The organism is Terrabacter sp. C0L_2 (assembly GCF_036352015.1).
In the GTDB taxonomy this organism is placed as follows: domain Bacteria; phylum Actinomycetota; class Actinomycetes; order Actinomycetales; family Dermatophilaceae; genus Terrabacter; species Terrabacter tumescens.
In genome coordinates, this window is sequence record NZ_CP143557.1 from 2782173 (window position 1) to 2797839 (window position 15667).

Below are 15667 nucleotides of genomic sequence, written 5' to 3' on the forward strand. Positions count from 1 at the left end.
CCCGGTGCGCGCACCCGCGCCCACCGGACCCAGTCGCGTCCTCTGACGCACCGCGTGCGGTTGTCCCCTAGATCACACGCGATTGTGTGGCGCCTGTCAGGGACGTACTACTACGCTTTGTAGTACCGACAGAGAAGCTGCCGGAACACACACCGAGTTCTGGAGTTGAGATCAATGAGCACCATCCCTCGCGGCACGCACGCCCAAGGCACCACGCCCGTCAGCGCGCACGACCCCACCAAGGGCGTCGTCACCTTCCAGGAGGAGGTGGTCCGTTCGGCCGTTGCTCGTAAGTTCCTCGCTGGTCTCCGCATCGTGCTCGGCTTCACCTTCCTCTGGCCCTTCATCGACAAGATGTTCGGCCTCGGCTACATGACACCGTCGGCCAGGGCCTGGATCCACGGCGGCACGCCCGCCCAAGGCTTCATGAAGAACGCCGAAGGCCCGTTCGCCGGCTTCTTCAAGAACATCGCCGGCCCGTGGGCCGACTGGCTGTTCATGGCCGGCCTCCTCGGCATCGGCATCGCCCTCCTCGCCGGCGCAGGCCTGAAGATCGCGGCCTGGACCGGTGCCCTCCTCCTCGCGCTGATGTACCTCGCCGAGTTCCCCCTCGGCACCACCGGCGCCTACACGAACCCGCTCTTCGACAGCCACTGGATCGAGGCACTGGGCATCGCGGTTCTCGCCACGACGCTCGCCGGGGACACCTGGGGCCTTGGCAAGTGGTGGGGCCGCCACGTCGGTAACGGCTTCCTGCGGTGAGTGGGTCGGTGACCGGTCCCTGATCCGGTCACAGCAAGGGCCCCCGGGCCCGAGCAGCAAGGCGGTCCTCCTCGGAGGACCGCCTTCCTGCTGCCTCGGCCCGAACGGCCCACCGCACGAGCGCGTATGCCGTCCGGTCAGGTCGGCCGGACGGCATACGTCGTCGGGATGGTGCGGACGGTCGCTCAGCTCACGCGGAGCGTCACCCGCGAGGAGGCCGACGGGTTGTAGCGCGTCGAGCCGTTGTAGGTCGCGGTCACCGTGTGCGTGCCGCGCGAGAGGACCGGGACGTGCAGGGTGGCCCGTCCCTTGGAGAGGGACGAGGTGCCCAGGACCCGGGAGCCGTCACGGAAGGTGACGGTGCCGGTAGCCGTCGACGGCGCGACCGTCGCGGTCAGCGTGGGCCGCCCGCCGTAGCGGTAGGTCGTGCTGCTGGCCCGCAGCGAGGTGGCGGACGCCACGCCCTTGACGGTGACCGTTACCGCGCTCGAGGTGCTCCCGACCGAACCGCTGTCACCGCTGTAGGTGGCGGTGAATATCGCTGTGCCGCGGGCGAGCCCGGTGACGGTCGTGACGGCCTTGCCACCTGAGACGGCGACCGTCCGGAGGACCGCGCCGTTCTTGCGGAACGTCACGGTGCCGGTGGCGCTCGACGGCGACACCGTCGCGGTGAGCACCGTGCGACCACCCTGGGTGAAGCTCGTCGGGCTGGCCGTGAGCCGCGTCGTCGACGTCGTGCGCACCTGGACGACCGCGGCCCGGGAGCCGTCGGAGTTGAGGTGGTGCAGCAGGAGCAGACCCTGTGGACGGTCGACCCGCGCAGCGGCGTCGTCGCGCCGGACCTCGAGCCTCTCGCCAGGTAGGTCGGTGCTCGTCAGCGTGCCGAAGTCGCCGTAGGCCGACAGCCCGGGGGAGGCGATGCTGACCGTCATCGGCCGAGCCGCCGAGCCCACGGTGTCGACCGCCACGCCCTGCGCGAGCGAGCTGACCCAGTAGCGCACCCTCGGCGCGCTCCCGGTCACGAGCCCCGCCTTCTGGAGCGCCTTGACCGAGACCGGCAGCACGAGCGAGTCGCTGTTGAAGACGTTCGTGTCGAACGACCCGTCGATGCCGTTGACGAGCGCGTCGTCGAGCACGTCGCCGAAGCCCTCTCCCGGTCGCAGGTCGACGAGCTCGGCGACGAAGTAGTCGAAGTCGTCGGACTGGCTCAGGCGGGTGTTGTAGACCGCGGCGTCGGCGGTGCCGTCGGCGTCCGTGTCGAGGAAGACGTCGAACTCGGTGGACGTGGCCGGCGTGCGCCACGGTCCGTGGGTGCTGATGCCGAACGTCAGCGTCGCCTGGTCCAGCCCGGGGACGAGCGGCGCGTCGGACGCGGCCCCGACGTAGCGCAGGTCGGCTCCGAGGTCGTCGGGCGTGCCGATGCAGTCGACCACGCGGGTCGGCGAGCAGGCCGCCTTGCGCGGGCTCGTGCCCTGGAGCTGGAACGTCGAGACCGACGAGACGTAGCTGGTCGTGCCGTCGCCCTGGTCGAGACCCAGGCCCGTGAGCGGCAGCATCGAGGTGGCCACGCCGGACGGCATACCGGCCTGGTGGGTGACGGTCGTGCTCGTGGGCGACGACATGCGGGACGCCGCGCGCGGAGCCGACCACACCGGCACGCGCAGCTCGCCGCCCGGCGTGCCCTGGACGGGCTCGAGGACCATGCGGCCGCTCGCGTCGGCGCGGTAGCTGCGCACCAGGTCGATCCCCATCGGGTCGGTGTCCGACGTCGGGTCGGGGACGGCTCGCAGCGCCGACCGAGTGAAGGTCGCCGTGACGTGGACGTCGACGGAGCGTCCCGCCGGCACGCGCACCTGGGACGGGTTGAACGTGTACGTCACTCCCGGGGTGGGGTGTGCGGCGTCGTAGGAGACGACGTAGGCCGCGGACGTCACGGCGCGCTTGTTGACGATGCGCACCGTCTTGGTCATGGACTTCCTGGGGCCGCTGACCGCGACGGGGCCGAAGGACACGCTCACAGCTCCCTTGTCGTCGGTGACGTAGGCGAGCGTGCCGGTGTCCACGGCGGCGTCGGCGACGACCCGACCCGCACCCACGCGCTCGGGCCCGTAGACCTCGCCCGTGTGGTCGGGACCGACGAAGACGTCCTGGGTCGCGGTGTTCATGATCGAGGCCTTGACCTCCTCGACCGTCCACGTCGGGTGCGCCCCTCGCACGAGCGCGGCTTCACCGGCCACGTGCGGGGAGGCCATCGAGGTGCCGCTCTCGGCGATGCCCTCGTTGCCCGTGCCCACGGCCACGGAGAACGTCGTGACACCGGGGGCGGCGACGTCGGGCTTGACGCCGCCGGCCACGCCGACACCTCGCGAGGAGAAGCCGGCCAGCTGGTCGATCGCCTGGGGGTTGCGGATGGTGACGGCGTTGCGGAGCTCGTTGGTCATCGTAACACGCACGTCGGCCGAGGCGTCGAGCTGGGCCTTGATCGCCTGGGTGGCCTGGTCGACGACGAGCATGGCCGGGAGGACCTTGCTGCCGGTGACCCCTGCGGAGAAGGCGTTGACGTCGCTGCCGTAGATGATGCCGGCGGCGCCGGCGGCCTCGGCGTTGGTGCCGCGGTCGATCGAGCCGCACCGGCGGCCGTTGCCGTCGAGCCACATCAGCAGGACGACCTTGCCGGCGATCCGGGCGGCATCGGCGTCCGAGTAGGCGCTGCAGCCGTCGGTGTTGTTGGTGCCGGATGCCGCGGCGGACCAGTCGCCCACGGCCGCGACCGCGGCGTCGGTCACGCCGGGCTTGCCCACCCAGTCGTAGTCGACGGACTTGAGCGCGCCGAAGACGTTGTCCTGCTTCCCGTCGACGGTGTCGGCCGGCTCGATGTCGGCGGGGGCGTCGATTTTGATGCCGTCGACGACGTCGTTGCCGTCGTCGGACGCGGCCACGGCGAGGACGCGCGGTGCGTTGCCGGGGGAGCCGCCGACCTCGTAGACGTCGCCCGAGTTGCCCATCGAGGCGACGACGACGGTGCCGAGTGCGGCGAGGTTGTTCGCGGCGACGGCGTCGGGGTCCTGGGGCGAGCCGTACGAGCTGCCGAGCGACATGTTGACGACGTCGAGGTGGTCGGACAGGTCGCCGTCGCCGTTCGGGTCGGCCGCCCAGTCGAGGGCCTGTCCGACGACGTTGGTGGAGCCGTTGCAGCCGAAGACCTTGAGGGCGTAGAGGCTCGCCTCCGGGGCGACGCCGGGACCGATGTCGAGGCTCGCCGGGTCGATGTCCTTGTCGTAGCCGCCGGTCCACGTGGTGCCGTCCGCTGCGACGCCCAGGCCGGCGGTCGTGCCGGCGACGTGCGAGCCGTGCCCGTCGCAGTCGAGCGGGTTGGCGTCGGGCTGTGGCACCGGGTCGAACGTGTCGGAGCTCGGGTCGGCGTCGTAGTCGTCGCCCGCGAAGTCGTAGCCGCCGACGACCTTGGCGGTCGGCGTGAAGGTGTTGGAGGCGCCGGCGGCCTTGAAGGCCTCGGCGGTCCCCGGACCGCCGAAGTCGGCGTGGGTGTAGTCGATGCCGGTGTCGATGATGCCGACGCGGACGCCCTTGCCGGTCTGCGACAGGGCCTGCCACACCTTGGGGGCGCCGATGAGGGGGACGGAGGAGCTGTTGGTCGGCCGCTTGGGCGTGAGGCGGTGGATCGCCTTGACACCGGGGATCGCTGCGAGTGACGCGAGGTGGGAGGCGTCCGTGCGCACGGCGATGCCTGCGTATGCCGTGTGGAGGCGGTAGAGCGTGCGCGCCTTCGTCGCGGCGGCACCGAAGCGGGACTCGACGGACCTCTGTGCGCTCTTGACGGCGGAGGTCTGCGCGCGACCGGCGACCCGGGCGGCGGTGATGCCTCGGGGACGGGCCTGGCCGAAGGCAGTCGTCGCCGGGGCGGCGTCGAGCTCGATCATGACGTCGACGGGTCCCTTGGCCCCGCGGAGCGTCTGGTCGACGTCACCGGCGGAGACGCGCTGGGTGCCGAGGCCGAGGGAGCCGGCTCCCGTCACGTGGTCGGGCACGCTGCGGTCGCTGCGGTGCCGGACGGACGGGTCAGGGCTCGCCGACACCGGCGTGGCCCCGAGGCTGGTGGCTGCCAGCGCCGCGATGGCACCGGCGCTCACCGTGCACATCACGCCACGGCGCGAGCGCCGCGGTCCCCGAGTGTTGTCGGACAACAGATCCTCCTCGCGCAGCTCCGATCGCACGCGACGCCGAGGCGCCGCGTGCGCAGGGACGCTCGCCCCCGAACTTGCCTGCCACGCAGGGTGCAACCTATCCCCGCGGGGGCGGTCCCGCGCGGCGACTCGCAGAACCCGTCCCGGGGTCCGGACCGCAGGGCGGTACGGAGGTCTGCGAAGGCGAACGGCGGCCGAGGGCCCTGTCGGTGCCGGACGGCATACTCGGCTCCATGCAGCGCATCGACGGTCACCTCGTCCTGAGTCCCACGGACCTGACGAAGCACGTCGCGTGCGCGCACATCACGACCCTCGACCTCGAGGCGCTCGACGCCTCGGCCGCCGGTTCCGCGCGTCGCTCCGAGGTGGGCGCGAGCGGCGCCGACGACTCGCTCAACCTCGTCTTCGCCAAGGGGCTCGAGCACGAGCGCGCCTACCTCGAGCGCCTTCGCGCCGAGGGACGCGTCGTCGAGGACCTCGCGGCGCTCGGTCTGCGGGGCGCCGAGGCCGAGGGAGCCACCGTCGACGCCATGCGGCGCGGCGTCGACGTCATCTACCAGGCGACGTTCTTCGACGGGCACTGGGTCGGGCTCGCCGACTTCCTCCTGCGTGTCGAGGAGCCGAGCGACCTGGGGGCCTGGCGCTACGACATCGCCGACACCAAGCTCGCCCGCCGGCTCAAGGTGCCCGCCCTGCTGCAGATGGCGACGTATGCCGCGCGCCTCGAGCTGCTCCAGGGCGTCCCTCCGCAGTGGTTGACCGTCGTCACGGGTGACGCCGAGTCGCACCCGTGGCGGCTCGTCGACGTCGCGCCCTACGCCCGCCGGCGCCGCGCTGAGCTGCTCGACGCGATCGCCAGCCCGCGCGAGACCGAGTCGGCCCGGGTGCAGCACTGCGGGCAGTGCCGCTGGAAGGAGCGGTGCGCCCAGGAGTGGCTCGACCGTGACGACCTCATCCAGGTCGCGGGCATGCGCGCCGACCATCGCGCGGCCCTCGTCGACCTCGGCATCCCGACCCTGCGGTCGCTCGCGCACTCCAGCGAGGAGCAGCTGGCGCCCGCCCTGTCGACCGTGACGCGCCGGCGGCTGCTCCAGCAGGCCCGCCTCCAGCTCGCCGAGCGCGAGACGGGTCAGGCGCAGTACGAACTGCTCGACCCCGAGCCCGGCCGTGGCCTGCAGATGCTGCCCGAGCCCGACGAGGGCGACGTCTACCTCGACTTCGAGGGCGACCCGTGGGCCGAGGGCGGTGCCGGGCGCGAGTACCTCGCCGGCATCTGGACCCGCCAGGGCGAGTTCGTCGAGTTCTGGGCCCACGACTTCGCCGAGGAGGGCCGGCTTACCTCCAGCCTGCTCGACTGGCTGACCGACCGGTGGCGCCGGCACCCCGGCCTGCACGTCTACCACTACGCGCCCTACGAGACGACCGCGCTCAAGCGGCTCGTCGGGCAGCACGCCACCCGCGAGGCCGAGCTCGACCAGCTGCTTCGACACGAGGTGTTCGTCGACCTCTACGCCGTGGTGCGCCAGGGGGTGCGCATCAGCAAGGGCTCCTACTCGATCAAGAAGCTCGAGGAGTTCTACTGGGGCCACACGCGATCCACCGACGGGGCGGGCGTGGCCGACGGCCTGTCGTCCGTCGTCGAGTACGAACGCTGGCTGGCCGGCCGCGACGACGGCTCCGCCGACCAGGCGATCCTCGACGACATCCGCCGCTACAACGAGGAGGACGTCCGGTCGACGCTGGCCCTGCACGAGTGGCTCGAGGAGCGGAGGGGCGAGCTCGAGCGGTCCGGCCACGCGCTGTCGCGCCCGGTCCCGGAGCAGCTGCGCGAGATCTCCGACGAGGAGCGCGCCGAGATCGCTCTCGCCGAGCGACTCGTCGACGAGGGGCACGACCTGCTCGCGGGACTCGTCGGGTGGCACCGGCGCGAGAAGCGCCCCGAGTGGTGGGACTTCTTCCGCTACAAGGAGCTCGAGACGCCCGAGCTCGTCGAGGACGGCACCGCGATCGGTGACCTCGGCGAGCCCGAGGAGATGCGGGTCGTCAAGCTTTCGAAGGTGTGGCGCTACCCGTTCCCGCCGCAGGACTGCAAGGTGTCGGTCGGCAAGTACGTCCCCGACGTCGACACCCACGCCCCGGTCGGCAAGGTCGTCGCCCTCGACCCGGTCGAGGGCTGGGTCGAGCTGTCGATGAAGAAGTCGCTCGACCCGCCGCGACCCCGGGGGCTGGGCGGCCCGGGACCGGTGATGGACGGGGTGCTGCGGGCCAGCATCGCCCGGACCGGTGAGCTCGCGCTCGCCGGGGGCACCAACCTCGCGACCCGGCTCATCGACCGCGTCGTGCCCGCCGGCGAGGTACTCGCAGCGCGGGCGGGCGAGACCCCGAAGGACGTCGTCGTCCGGGTCGGGCGCTCGCTGGACGGTGAGGTGCTCGCGGTCCAGGGACCGCCCGGCACCGGCAAGACGTATGCCGGCTCGGCCCTCATCCGCGAGCTGCTCGACTCGGGGCTTCGGGTCGGGGTCACCGCGCAGTCGCACGCCGTCGTGCTCAACCTTCTGGGCGAGGTGGCTCGGCCCGCGTGGCACAAGGACGGCACCAACGCCGAGGAGGGCGACGAGCCGGACGACACCGGCTCCCTGGTCCGGCACACCTCCGACAACGCCGCCATCGCGGCCGCGCTCGCGAGCGGCGAGGCCAACCTCGTCGGCGGGACGGCCTGGCTCTGGTCGCGCGACGACATGGTCGACGCGGTGGACGTGCTGGTCATCGACGAGGCCGGGCAGTTCTCCCTCGCCAACGCCGTCGCCGTGGCACCGGCCGCGCGGTCGCTCGTCCTGCTCGGTGACCCCCAGCAGCTGACCCAGCCGACCAAGGCGGTCCACCCCTACGGGTCAGGCGTGTCCGCGCTCGACCACCTCCGCACCACCGACGACGAGATCGTCCACGACGTCATCCCCGACGACCGAGGCGTCTTCCTCGACCGCACGCACCGCATGCACCCGAGCCTGACGGCGTTCGTCTCGCAGCTGGCCTACGAGGGCCGCCTCGAGTCGGCGCCGGGACGTGAGCGGCTCTCGGTCGAGGCACCGGGCGCGCTGTCCGGTGACGGCCTGCGCTGGGTGCCCGTCGAGCACGAGGTGCTGAGCGAGCAGTCGAGCCGCCAGGAGGCACTCGTCGTGCGCGGCCTCGTCGACGACCTGTTGACGGGCAGCTGGACCACGGCAGAAGGGGACTCGCGGCCGATCGACCTCGACGACATCCTCGTCGTGGCTCCCTACAACGCGCACGTCGCGACCCTGGCCGCGGAGCTGCCGGTCGGTGCGCGGGTCGGCACGGTCGACAAGTTCCAGGGCCAGCAGGGCGCGGTGGTCATCTACTCGATGGCCAGCACCACGGCGGCGCTCGCGCCGCGCGGGGTCTCGTTCCTCTACGACCTGCACCGTCTCAACGTCGCCATCTCACGGGCCAGGGTGATGGCCGTCGTCGTCGGCAGCCCGCTGCTCACCGACGCCGAGGTCCACACGCCGGAGGAGCTGCGCGCCGTCAACGCGCTGTGCCGCTACGTCGACGAGGCCAAGACCGTCTGACGGTGCGCCGCCGAACGTGGCTCTGCGTCGACGTCGGAGTGGGAGCCAGGGTCATGGCCGTGGTCGAGGCGGGGCGGGTCAGGGGCGGCGGGGGAGGGTGGCGAGGTCGGCCTCCACGACCTCGCGGTCCTCGGCGTCGCTGACACCGGCGCAGACCTGCCGGGCCTCGGCCTCGAAGCGCTCCGCCGCGTCGAAGTCCCCGCCGACCGCAGCGGCGCGGGCGGAGGCCTCGAGGGCCGCGGCGAGGTCCCAGTCGGCGACGTCCCTGGCGCGGGCGATGGCGACGTAGCGCGCGGCGTGGTGGGCCGCCGCGTCGGCGTGGCCGAGCACCGCGTGCACGCGGGAGCACAGCCAGTGGCCGCGTCCGACGTTCTCGGGGCGCACGCCCGCGACCTGGCCCCAGTGGTGGAAGGACGCGTAGGCCCGGGCGAGCATCGCGTCGTCCTCCTCGGCCGACCGGTCCTCACGACCCAGCAGGTCCCATGTCGCGTTGTAGAGGTCCACACCGAGCTGCCGGTGGTCGAGATCGCCCATGGCGGGAACCTAGCGCGACGCCCCGGCGTGGAGAAGGACGCGTGCCGCCGGAGACGGTCAGGCCCCGTGGGCCGCGACCTCCCACAGACGGCCCTCACCGCGGATGCCCGGCAGGGCGGCCCGGATCGAGCGCTCGGCGAGCTCGGGAGCGACACCGAGGTCGACGGCATACCGAAGCGCCACGGCGGGGGTGCGCTGGACACCGTGTCGGCAGTGCACGAGGACCCGCTTGCCCTCGGCCCGGAACTGCCGGAGCGCGGACGACACGTCGTCGAGGACGAAGTCGAGGTGCGGGTTCGTCTCCTCCTGGCTCTCGTCGTTGATCCAGAACTCGATGTGGTCGCGTGCGGTCATGCCCGTTGCCGGGATGTCGTCGAGGCCGAGCGCGCAGAGGGAGACGATGGCCTGCACGTCGAGCTCGCGGACCCGGCCGAGGTCCGAGATGGTGCCCAGCACGATGTCGGGGTCGATGGGGTGAGCGATGCCCAGGGTGGGGATCTGCGGGTCACCCATGGAAGCTACCGACGGCCACTCGCCGTGCCGTCGCCCGCCCGCGGACGTCGAGACCGCGAGCTCGACGAGGTCGTGGGCACGCAGCCCCGGCCACCCGTGCACCATCCGGCGCCACTGCGTGGGCACGGCCGAGACGCCGTAGCGCGCCCCGAGCAGCGAGCCCGCGATGGCCGCGACGGTGTCGGTGTCGTGGCCGGCGCGGACGGCTGCCTGCAGGCCGCGCTGCAGGTGCATGGCGGAGGCGTCGCCGCGGTCGGTCGTCGTGATGGCGGCCCAGGCGTCCTGCAGCGCCGTCACGGTGAAGCCGTTGTCGCCGAACCCGCCCGGCTCGGCCCCGGTCGCTGCCTCGATCCAGTCACCCCAGTGGCCGACGTGGGCGGGACTGACGAGGTCGAGGCCCGCGGCCAGGTCGAGACGGCCCTCCGTGACCGCCACCCTGATGGCCTCCGACCACAGCACGGCCGAGTCACCGGCCAGGGGGTCGGCGTGGGTGAGCAGCGCGATCGCCCGGGCAGCCCGCGCGGTGGCCTCGCGGTCCCGCAGAGCCGAGATGCCGACGATGGAGGTCCGCATGAGCGCGCCGTTGCCGGCCGTCAGCCCGGTCCGCTCGTGCAGGGCCTCGCTCGCGCGGGTGAGGCGCTCGTGCGGAGCGCCCGTGAGTCGTTTCGCCTCGGTCAGGACGTGCCGCGTCTGGGTCCCGACGTCGGTGGCGCCCCCGTCGAGCCAGGACGTGAACGCCTCGGCGACGGCGTCCAGCGCCTCGGCGGAGGCGAGGCCGACGCCCTGGGCCGCCACCCGGGCGATGCACAGGGTCATCTGCGTGTCGTCGCTCCACTCACCCGGGTCGTAGGGACCGAGCCCGCCGCCCTTCATGACGGCCTCGCCGACGGGTGGGGCCGCCATCTCGTACGGGACTCCGAGGGCGTCGCCGCAGGCCTCGCCCACGAGGACCCCGGCCGCGCGGTCGACAGCGATGGGGCGGTTCGGCACGGCTGCTCCTCAGGCACGGCGGCTGGTGGTCCGGATGAAAACTACCGTCCACGTCCGCACTCGGCCTGCGCGGTCCGACCCTCGACGCGCGTGCTGGACGAGGGCGTCGACGCCGTAGGCTTCTCGCGTGCTCCAACCCCTGACCGTCGTGCTGCTCGTGGCCAGCGGCGTGCTCGGCGTGCTGGCCGCCCACCACCTCCTGCGGAGCCGCCTCGTCGACGACCCGCTCATCATCGTCGGCGCCGTCATCGAGCTGGCCCTGCTCGTCCAGCTCGTCGTGGGCCTGACCAAGGCCTCGGCCATCGCCGACGGCGCCGAGCGGGCGACCTTCATCGCCTACCTCTTCACCGTGCTGCTCGTCATCCCCGTCAGCGTCGTCATCGCCGTCAAGGAGAAGACGCAGTGGGCCATGGCGGTCGTGCTCGGCGGCGCGCTCGTCGTGGCGATCCTCGTCGCCCGCCTGCAACAGGTCTGGAGCCTCAATGTCTGAACCGACGCCCGCCTCGTCCTCGTCCTCGGCCACCGAGCCCGTCCCGGAGCGCCCGCACACCGGGCACGGCTTCGGACGGCTGCTCGTGGCCGTCTACGGCCTGCTGGCGCTCGCGGCGACCGGCCGCTCGATCCTGCAGATCGTCGAGTACTTCGACCGGGCGCCCGTCCCGTTCCTGCTCTCGGCCCTGGCAGCCGTCATCTACCTCGTGGCCACCATCGGGCTGGCCCGCGGCGACCGCGCCTCGGTGCGCCTCGCGACCATCGCGCTGACGGTCGAGCTCGTCGGGGTGCTCACGGTCGGGGTCTGGAGCCTCGCCGACAAGGGAGCCTTCCCCGAGAAGACCGTGTGGTCGCACTTCGGTCAGGGCTACGGCTACGTGCCCCTCGTGCTCCCGCTCGTCGGCCTCTGGTGGATCCGCCGCACGGCCCGCGCGAGCGCCGCCGCGGACGCGGACGTGGCGCGGTCAGCGCACTGAGCCCACGCCGATAGGGTGTCCGCCATGACCGAGCAGAGCCCTGCCCCTGTGTCGACGACCGACTCGCCCGCGCCCGTCGCCGGCCCGCTGACGGTCCGCGAGATCAGCGCCGACGAGGCCGTCGAGACGCTCCTCGAGCTCGGGGGCAGCTTCCTGCAGACCCCGGCCTGGGGCCGCGCCAAGGCGGGGTGGCGCCGCACGCACCTCGGCTGGTTCGACGCCTCCGGCCGCCGCGTCGGCGCGGGTCTCGTGCTCTCGCGCACCATCCCGCGCCTGTCCCGCTCGTACGCCTACCTGCCCGAGGGCCCGGGGCTGCCGTGGGACGTCGTGTCGACCGACCCGGCCGCCTGGATCGACCCGCTCGTCGACTGGGCCAAGGCCAACAAGGCGTTCGCGCTCCGGCTCGGCTACCCCGTCGTCTCGCGCATCTGGGACCGCGAGCCGGTCAAGAAGCAGGTCGTCGAGAACGGCCTGCTCAGCTTCACGAGCCTGCCCACCGCCGTCGACAACCCCGCCGCCCGCCGCCTCGAGGCCTGGCTGGACGCCAACCACTGGCTCCCGCTGGGCGCCGACGGCGTCGCGGTCGGCCAGCCCCGGCTGCTGTGCGTCGTCGACCTGCGGGGCCGCACGGACGCCGAGCTGCTCAAGGGCATGAACCAGCAGTGGCGCCGCAACGTCAAGAAGTCCGAGAAGGCCGGGGTGCAGGTGCGCACGGTCGGTCCCGAGGGCCTCGACACCTTCCACGCCCTCTACGTCGAGTCGGCCGAGCGCGACAACTTCCTGCCCCGACCCAAGTCCTACTTCGACGTCATGGCTCGCTCGTTCGACTCCGAGCGGGGCGAGGGCGGCAGCGCCGGTGGCGGCGCCGTGTCGGCTCGCTTCTACGAGGCCCACGTCGACGGCGACGTGCTCGCGTCGGCCCTGATGATCCGCTTCGGCCGCACGTTCTCCTATCTCTACGGCGGCTCCACCGAGCGCAACCGCGACGCGCGCGCCTCCAACGCGCTGCAGTGGCAGGCGATGCGCGACGCCGCGGCGGCCGGCTGCGAGGCCTATGACTTCCGCGGCTTCAACACCTCGCTCGGCTCCACGAGCCCGCTGACCGGGCTGCTCCTCTTCAAGCTCGGGGCCGGCGCCGACGTCGTCGAGATGGTGGGCGAGCGGGAGCTGGTCATCAGCCGGTTCTGGCACCTCGCCTTCGAGCGGGCGATGGCGGCACGCATCGCGATCAACAAGCGTCGCAAGGCTGCTCGCGCCTCTGCCGACTCCGCCGACATCTGACCCGACGTCTGACCCGACCTCTGAGGCGGTGTCCGACCGGGCGGCGCCTCAGCGTCGCCGGATGTCGAAGTACGGGCTGATCGAGCACGTCGCGTAGCCCTGCCCCTGCTCGGTCCTGATGACGACCCCGTCGACGAGCACGCGGCACGACACCGCCCCCCGGGCACCCGATCCGGTCGGGTCGCTGATGCGCACCCGGAGGCTGTAGTAGTCGCTGCTCGTCGCCCCGGGGTCGACGGGCGTCTCGAAGGCGAGCGGCGCCGCCTGCACCGGGAAGTCGATGCGCCGGTGCTTCGCGTCCGCGAGGGACACCTCGATGCGGGCGCCGTTCTCGGCATACGTCTCGAAGCGGATCCTGCGGGCGTTCGTGGGGACGGGCGTGACGGGGATGCCGGGGACCGTGACCAGCGTGGGCTGCAGGGGCATGGCCGGCGTCGACGGACGGGGCGGCACGGTCAGGGACTTCGTCGCGCCCGGACGTGGGAGGCCCTGCCCCGGGACCGCCGAGCTGATCGTCGGGAGGGGGATCGTCGGCGTCACGAGCGGACGGTGCTGGGTGACGCTGACGACCGGCCGTGCCACGGGGTCGAGGTCGTCGGCAAGACCCGTCGCGGCCCAGAAGCCGATCGGCACGAGCAGCCCGACGACGACCGCGACGACGTGCCACGCCTGGAGCCTGCCGCCGAGCAGGCGGGCCGCCACCCCCGGCAGGGTGACGGTGCGCGCGCCGGAATCGATCGGTGCGACGGGGGCTGTCGGTCCCGGGGGCGGGCTCTGTGCACCGACGCGCTGGGGCAGCCAGCTGGGCGCCGGCGGCTGCTGCAGGCCGAACGTCGTGTCGTATGCCGTCACCCCCTCGGGTGCCGACGTCGCGGTGGGCAGGTCGGCCGGGTCCGCGGCGCTGTCGTCCCCCGGGACGGGCTCGACCGCGGAGACGTCCTCGCCGGATTCACCCGTCAGGTCACCGGTCGCGTCACCGGTCGCGTCGCGCGTCGGGTCCGGTTGGTACGGCGGGATGTCTGACACGGGGTCCCCTTGTCTCGTGCGTCGGTCGCTGAGTTGGTAGCTGGGTCAGTCGCTGCGCCGGTCGCAGCGTGGCGGTGGTCAGAGCTCGGGCGTGCACATGGCGGTCGCGGTGGAGGTGTCGACGGCCACGAGCGTGCTGCCGGCATAGACCCGGCACTGCACGGTGCCCGATCCTGCCGTGACCGTCACGGAGACCTGCAGGTCGGTGGGTCGCTCGTCGAGGTGGACGTCGAGCGCATGAGGGGTGCCCTGATCCCACGCGTCGATCGGCATGCCGCCGGCGCTCGTGTCGACCTGTGTCTGCAGGGGAGCTGATGGTGAGTCGCCACGCGACGCCACACCGTCCGTGCTCGAGACGATCTCGACGCGCAGGACAGTGGCATCCGCAGGCACGGGGGAGACCTTCGGTGAGCCCTTGAGCAGCGGCGCCAGCGGCTTGGTCGACTCGGTGACGTCGTCGGTCCAGACCCTGACGCCCTGTTCGGCTCCCATGCCGCTCGTGCCGCCGGACATGCCGTCGTAGGAGCTGCACTCGTAGGTCCCCGTGTCGTCGGAGATCGTGCAGCCGTCGGTCTGGCTGCCGTCGTCCTGGTTGTTGGCGAGGCCGATGAGCAGCGGCACGAGCAGGAGCGCCAGCCAGCGCGGTCGACGACGTCCGGTTGCCGGCCGGACCGGCGGCGTGGTGAGGACCGAGGGCGCGGGTCCGGGGTCGCGACTCCACGAGGGAGCGCTCGGCGAGGCCTCGGAGGTGGACGTCCGCGGAGCCCAGGCCTCGGCCGGCAGCGTCGTCGCGACGGGGAGCGCGGTGGCCCACGTCGAGCCCGAGGGCACCGACGTCGCCGAGGACTCTCGTGGGGCGGTTCCACCCGGGTTGCTGTCCGGGTCGCCCTCCGGGCCGTCGCCGACGAAGGCGACGTGCCGGTCCCGCTGGGGATCCGGCAGGCTGGGACGGCTCTGGTCGGGGTCGGACAACGGTGCCTCGCTTCGACGGGTGGGACCACGGTAGGTCCTCAGGTGCCTGTGTCGTCGCATCTCAGACCATGCCAGTCCGCACCCCGTTCCCTCAGCGGTCGCGTCGCCAGGTCCCGTCCGTCACCTTGCAGTCGACGCTCTTGGTCCCCACGGCCGTCGCGAGCACGGTGTCGCCGACCGAGATCGTGCAACGCATCGGCTGGCTCCCGCGGTAGCCGTAGTCGTCGGCCGACACCGAGACGTAGGCGTCGTCCGACCTGACGGGCAGGTCGACGGCATACGGCAGCGTCCGGTTGGCGAGGTTGGCCGACCCCTCCGGGGTGTAGAGGCGGACGTCTGCCGTGCGGCCGGGGCCCTGGAACTCGACCCGGAGGGTCGTGACGGTCGCGGGCAGCTCCGCCACGGTGGAGGGCGACGCGGTCACCTCGGTGGCGACGAGCGAACGACCCGCCGGGTCGGGGGAGCGCTTCGTGTCGCTGTCGCCGACGAAGCGGCTCAGCAGGACGCCCACGACCACGGGGAGCAGGACGAGGGCACCGACGACGACCAGCACCACGCGGCCCAATCGCGACTTCGTCTTCGGGGTGCCGCTGACTGTGGAGGGCGAACCCTTTCGCGGCACAGCGGTCTTCACAGGTCCCGATGTGCTGCGCTGCGGTGTCGCCGCGGGGCCCGGTCGGGGAGCCCCGCCACGCTTCCTCCGCCGCTTCGGCTTGCTGCCACCGGCGGGCGGCCCAGCAGGCTTCGCGGCACCGGGACCGGAGGCGCTCGCGGACACCGCCGCCGGGTCGTCGAACGCCGAGAAGCGGTCGGTGGTCGGGTCCGGCAGGGG

At 72.6% G+C, this 15667-nt stretch carries 11 protein-coding genes; 5 read left to right on the forward strand and 6 right to left on the reverse strand.

The window, feature by feature from the left end; translation table 11 throughout:
• Positions 1–174: 174 nt before the first annotated feature.
• Entirely contained in the window at positions 175–762 is a 588-nt protein-coding gene (locus U5C87_RS12770) for a DoxX family protein (protein ID WP_330472946.1), read from the forward strand.
• A gap of 185 nt (positions 763–947) precedes the next feature.
• Here U5C87_RS12770 and U5C87_RS12775 read toward each other — a convergent pair whose 3' ends face one another.
• A complete protein-coding gene (locus U5C87_RS12775) occupies positions 948–4910 on the reverse strand; it encodes a S8 family serine peptidase (RefSeq protein ID WP_330472947.1) in 3963 nt (1320 codons plus the stop codon).
• 287 nt (positions 4911–5197) lie between these two features.
• Here U5C87_RS12775 and U5C87_RS12780 point away from each other — a divergent pair, with 287 nt between their 5' ends.
• Positions 5198–8551 (forward strand): TM0106 family RecB-like putative nuclease, encoded by a 3354-nt coding sequence (locus U5C87_RS12780; RefSeq protein WP_330472948.1) that lies wholly within the window; start codon positions 5198–5200, stop codon positions 8549–8551.
• 78 nt (positions 8552–8629) lie between these two features.
• Here U5C87_RS12780 and U5C87_RS12785 read toward each other — a convergent pair whose 3' ends face one another.
• Both U5C87_RS12785 and U5C87_RS12790 read right to left on the reverse strand, forming a co-directional pair.
• Entirely contained in the window at positions 8630–9085 is a 456-nt protein-coding gene (locus U5C87_RS12785; RefSeq protein ID WP_330472949.1) for a hypothetical protein, read from the reverse strand.
• A gap of 57 nt (positions 9086–9142) precedes the next feature.
• Positions 9143–10588, reverse strand: coding sequence for an ADP-ribosylglycohydrolase family protein (locus U5C87_RS12790; RefSeq protein ID WP_330472950.1), 1446 nt, complete (start codon positions 10586–10588; stop codon positions 9143–9145).
• Positions 10589–10715: 127 nt separating this feature from the next.
• Here U5C87_RS12790 and U5C87_RS12795 point away from each other — a divergent pair, with 127 nt between their 5' ends.
• Genes U5C87_RS12795 through U5C87_RS12805 form a run of 3 tightly spaced genes read left to right on the forward strand, consistent with a single transcriptional unit; the run spans position 10716 to position 12837 of the window.
• Positions 10716–11078: a hypothetical protein gene (locus tag U5C87_RS12795; RefSeq protein WP_330472951.1), complete on the forward strand. Its 363-nt coding sequence runs from the start codon at positions 10716–10718 to the stop codon at positions 11076–11078.
• A complete protein-coding gene (locus U5C87_RS12800) occupies positions 11071–11556 on the forward strand; it encodes a hypothetical protein (protein WP_330472952.1) in 486 nt (161 codons plus the stop codon). The genes U5C87_RS12795 and U5C87_RS12800 overlap by 8 nt, the downstream gene beginning before the upstream one ends.
• 24 nt (positions 11557–11580) lie before the next feature.
• On the forward strand, positions 11581–12837 hold the full coding sequence (locus U5C87_RS12805; protein WP_330472953.1) for a lipid II:glycine glycyltransferase FemX: 1257 nt from the start codon (positions 11581–11583) through the stop codon (positions 12835–12837).
• 48 nt (positions 12838–12885) lie between these two features.
• Here U5C87_RS12805 and U5C87_RS12810 read toward each other — a convergent pair whose 3' ends face one another.
• The 3 genes from U5C87_RS12810 to U5C87_RS12820 form a co-directional block, all read right to left on the reverse strand.
• Positions 12886–13863, reverse strand: coding sequence for a hypothetical protein (locus U5C87_RS12810; protein ID WP_330472954.1), 978 nt, complete (start codon positions 13861–13863; stop codon positions 12886–12888).
• Positions 13864–13941: 78 nt separating this feature from the next.
• Positions 13942–14835 carry a hypothetical protein gene (locus U5C87_RS12815; RefSeq protein WP_330472955.1) on the reverse strand — a complete coding sequence of 298 codons (894 nt, stop codon included), beginning with the start codon at positions 14833–14835 and terminating at the stop codon, positions 13942–13944.
• A 91-nt stretch (positions 14836–14926) separates the two neighbouring features.
• Entirely contained in the window at positions 14927–15391 is a 465-nt protein-coding gene (locus U5C87_RS12820) for a hypothetical protein (RefSeq protein ID WP_330472956.1), read from the reverse strand.
• Positions 15392–15667 lie beyond the last annotated feature (276 nt).

Bases quoted from the DNA above. Each gene is read 5' to 3' on its own strand.
- U5C87_RS12805 (WP_330472953.1), top strand. From the start codon at position 11,581: ATGACCGAGCAGAGCCCTGCCCCTGTGTCGACGACCGACTCGCCCGCG.
- U5C87_RS12770 (WP_330472946.1), top strand. From the start codon at position 175: ATGAGCACCATCCCTCGCGGCACGCACGCCCAAGGCACCACGCCCGTC.
- U5C87_RS12780 (WP_330472948.1), top strand. From the start codon at position 5,198: ATGCAGCGCATCGACGGTCACCTCGTCCTGAGTCCCACGGACCTGACG.
- U5C87_RS12785 (WP_330472949.1), bottom strand. From the start codon at position 9,085: ATGGGCGATCTCGACCACCGGCAGCTCGGTGTGGACCTCTACAACGCG.
- U5C87_RS12800 (WP_330472952.1), top strand. From the start codon at position 11,071: ATGTCTGAACCGACGCCCGCCTCGTCCTCGTCCTCGGCCACCGAGCCC.